The following is a 2579-nucleotide window of genomic DNA, read 5'->3' on the forward strand; positions in this document are numbered from 1 at the left end:
CCGCCTGAGCCGTGGCCACCTCAAGCCCAAATGCAATTTCCACCACGTTGACGGACGCTACCCGAACGGGTGCAGCGCGGCCGAGCTGGTGAAGCCCACGGCGAGCCGCCCCGCCTCACCCCGCGCGGTTCGGCGCACGGCGTCCTCGACCCTGGACGCCCGCGCCAGCACCGCACGCGCCTCCTCCAGCAGGGCCAGCCCAGCCTCGGTCGGCTCCACCCCACGCGGCATGCGACGCAGCAACCGACAACCGAGTTGAGCTTCCAGCCCCTGCACGAGGCGACTGAGGGGCGGCTGCTGCATGCCGAGCTTCCCGGCTGCCCGGGTGATGTGACCCTCCTCAGCGACGGCGACAAAGGCCCGCAGGCGGTGGAGTTCAATCATGCCATACCGTCCAGGTATGAAGATCGTTCATCAGAACAACTACATGGCATGTTGCCAAGGGGCTATCCGGGGGGTGTTCGAAAGGAGGTATCACGATGCTCCAGTTCACCCCTTCCGCATCGGCCGACCCGGCTGCCCTTCTCCTCGTACAGTTCCTCGCCTGGGTCGCTGACCAGCCGCGCACCTACGACGAGACGATGTCGGCCTGGCGCACATCCTGTCCGCGCCTCCAGGTCTGGGAGGACGCGACAGCAGAAGGCCTCGTCAGGCTGGAGGCAGGCGTCGAGGCGACCCAGGGCGGGACGCGCGTCGCCTTGACCGGAGCGGGCTGCTCGGTGCTCGCCGCATCGGCGGAAGGGCCCGTGGGGCGATGAGCTCGCTGCTGATGGCCAGCATCGGTGCCGCGGTGGTGGCCACCTCCTTCCTATCCGGCGTGTTCGGGATGGCGGGCGGCCTGATCCTGGTCGGCGTGCTGCTCGCGCTGCTGCCACTACCAGCCGCCATGACACTGCATGCAGTCACCCAGATCGCCTCCAACTTCTGGAGGGGACTGCTGTGGTGGCGCCATATCCGCTGGTCCGCGGCACTGCCCTTCAACATCGGCGCCGGAGTGATGGTCGGGGCATGGTCCCTGCTCGGATGGGTGCCCGACAAGGCAGTCGCCATCCTGATGCTCGGCCTGTCGCCATTCCTGGTGCGCCTGCTGCCTTCCGGCCTGAGGCCGGATCCGAGCCGCGCGTGGGACGGTGTCGCCTGCGGCGCGGCATCAATGGCCCTGATGCTCGGCACCGGCGTTTCCGGGCCGCTGGTGGACATGTTCTTTTTGGGCGGCAAGCTCGACCGGCGGGAGATCGTCGCCACCAAGGCCGTGTGTCAGGTCTTGGGTCACGGTGCGAAGCTGGCGTATTTCGGGATGATCATCAGTGATCCAGCGGGTTTGGATCCGGAGGTCGCCATACTTGCGGTCGCCAGCTCGATGGTGGGAACGAGTGCTGCAAGACGTCTGCTGGAAGCCATGACGGATCTGCAGTTCCGCCGCTGGGCCAACCGGCTGATCACGGTACTCGGCTGCTACTACGTCGTTCAGGGAGCTGTGCTACTTTCGATCCGTTAACCGAATGCTTCGGCTAGCGGAAGGCAGGCGCTGGGTTCCAGGTCGCTGCCCGTAGAGGTGAGGCACCTGCAATGCGCCTTGATGCTCAATCAGGGCGATGATGCCGGCGATAGGAATGGACTTTCCCCGAAACCGCCCGCGAGGGCTAATGACTCCCACCGCGACTACACAGCGGTAGGAGTGCGTCCAGAGCACCCTGCCGCGCAGGCGGGTCTCTCATGCCCGTCCGAAGGCCAGGAGCGAGCATGTCCTTCACCACCTGCCTGATCGTCATGGGTGGCGGCGACCTCGGAAGTCTAGCCTGATACGCCCGCAACGCCGTCGAGGGAGAGACGGTCGTCACCGCGGGCTTCGCCGCGGCTATGGGGACAACGGCCGCTAGCTCCTGTTCATCGGCGCGAGGAACACGTAGTCGGCCGCGTAAGGCACGGCCCGGAACGCACCGGCTCTGGGGCATGGGCCTTCGATCACCCCGCCAACCGTATTCACTCGCAGGACCACCGTGACCGGTTCAAGGCGCCCGCCGCTTCCCGGTCCGCGCCGCTCCGCCACCTCCAGCCGGAGCCACGGGATGTTGCCCGTACCCGCGCCCGGCAGGCGCTCGGTAAGACGGCCCACGATTGTGGCTCCCCCCTCCGCCATCTCCCAACTCGGTCCGGCATAGTGCCGCCCGACGGTGTGGCTTCCTTCCAACAGCGTCGCGACGGGCTCTCGGAACACCCAGGTGAGTTGGCCATCCGCCCTGGCGCGGCACTCGTAGATCTGAGCGCCGTGCGCGTGGCTCGTTGCCACGACGGACAGTCCTGACAGTGCGGCGACCTCGGTGCCGGTCTGGGCTCTTGCGTTCGCGCTCGTCAGGGCGGCGAGAAGCCCAGCAGCGCACAGCAAGAGTGGGAGATAGCGCTGGAACATGTTTGTTTCTCCAGAGATGTCGGCTCTGCCGGCAATGGGTGGGAGATCCTCGACCTCCCGTCCCATTGCCCCTCACGGTTGGCATGTGTTTGGGCCGGCCGGTCTAAGTGTCTATCCGGGAACAGCTAGAGTCATTTGAGTCGGTTGTGATTGGCTCGCGGCAGCGGGT

At 66.5% G+C, this 2579-nt stretch carries 4 protein-coding genes; 2 read left to right on the forward strand and 2 right to left on the reverse strand.

Features of this window, described 5'->3' with window-relative positions; translation table 11 throughout:
* Window positions 1-57: 57 nt before the first annotated feature.
* The gene (locus tag ACFFIC_RS26695) at window positions 58-384 is read right to left on the reverse strand and encodes a LysR family transcriptional regulator (protein WP_377056172.1); all 327 of its coding nucleotides are present in this window, start codon (window positions 382-384) and stop codon (window positions 58-60) included.
* 95 nt (window positions 385-479) lie between these two features.
* On the opposite strand from ACFFIC_RS26695, the gene ACFFIC_RS26700 reads away from it, so the two are divergent.
* Complete coding sequence (locus ACFFIC_RS26700) at window positions 480-758, forward strand: hypothetical protein (protein WP_377056174.1); 279 nt, start codon at window positions 480-482, stop codon at window positions 756-758.
* The gene (locus tag ACFFIC_RS26705) at window positions 755-1498 is read left to right on the forward strand and encodes a sulfite exporter TauE/SafE family protein (protein ID WP_377056176.1); all 744 of its coding nucleotides are present in this window, start codon (window positions 755-757) and stop codon (window positions 1496-1498) included. The genes ACFFIC_RS26700 and ACFFIC_RS26705 overlap by 4 nt, the downstream gene beginning before the upstream one ends.
* A 378-nt stretch (window positions 1499-1876) precedes the next feature.
* Here the strand turns inward: ACFFIC_RS26705 and ACFFIC_RS26710 are convergent, their stop codons facing one another.
* Window positions 1877-2410 (reverse strand): DUF3455 domain-containing protein, encoded by a 534-nt coding sequence (locus ACFFIC_RS26710; protein WP_377056178.1) that lies wholly within the window; start codon window positions 2408-2410, stop codon window positions 1877-1879.
* Window positions 2411-2579 lie beyond the last annotated feature (169 nt).

It is taken from the genome of Muricoccus vinaceus (assembly GCF_042433125.1).
GTDB lineage: Bacteria > Pseudomonadota > Alphaproteobacteria > Acetobacterales > Acetobacteraceae > Roseomonas > Roseomonas vinacea.

What these genes read in the sequence shown, in the direction of transcription:
- ACFFIC_RS26710 (WP_377056178.1), bottom strand. Translation starts at nt 2,410, where the DNA reads ATGTTCCAGCGCTATCTCCCACTCTTGCTGTGCGCTGCTGGGCTTCTC.
- ACFFIC_RS26705 (WP_377056176.1), top strand. Translation starts at nt 755, where the DNA reads ATGAGCTCGCTGCTGATGGCCAGCATCGGTGCCGCGGTGGTGGCCACC.
- ACFFIC_RS26695 (WP_377056172.1), bottom strand. Translation starts at nt 384, where the DNA reads ATGATTGAACTCCACCGCCTGCGGGCCTTTGTCGCCGTCGCTGAGGAG.
- ACFFIC_RS26700 (WP_377056174.1), top strand. Translation starts at nt 480, where the DNA reads ATGCTCCAGTTCACCCCTTCCGCATCGGCCGACCCGGCTGCCCTTCTC.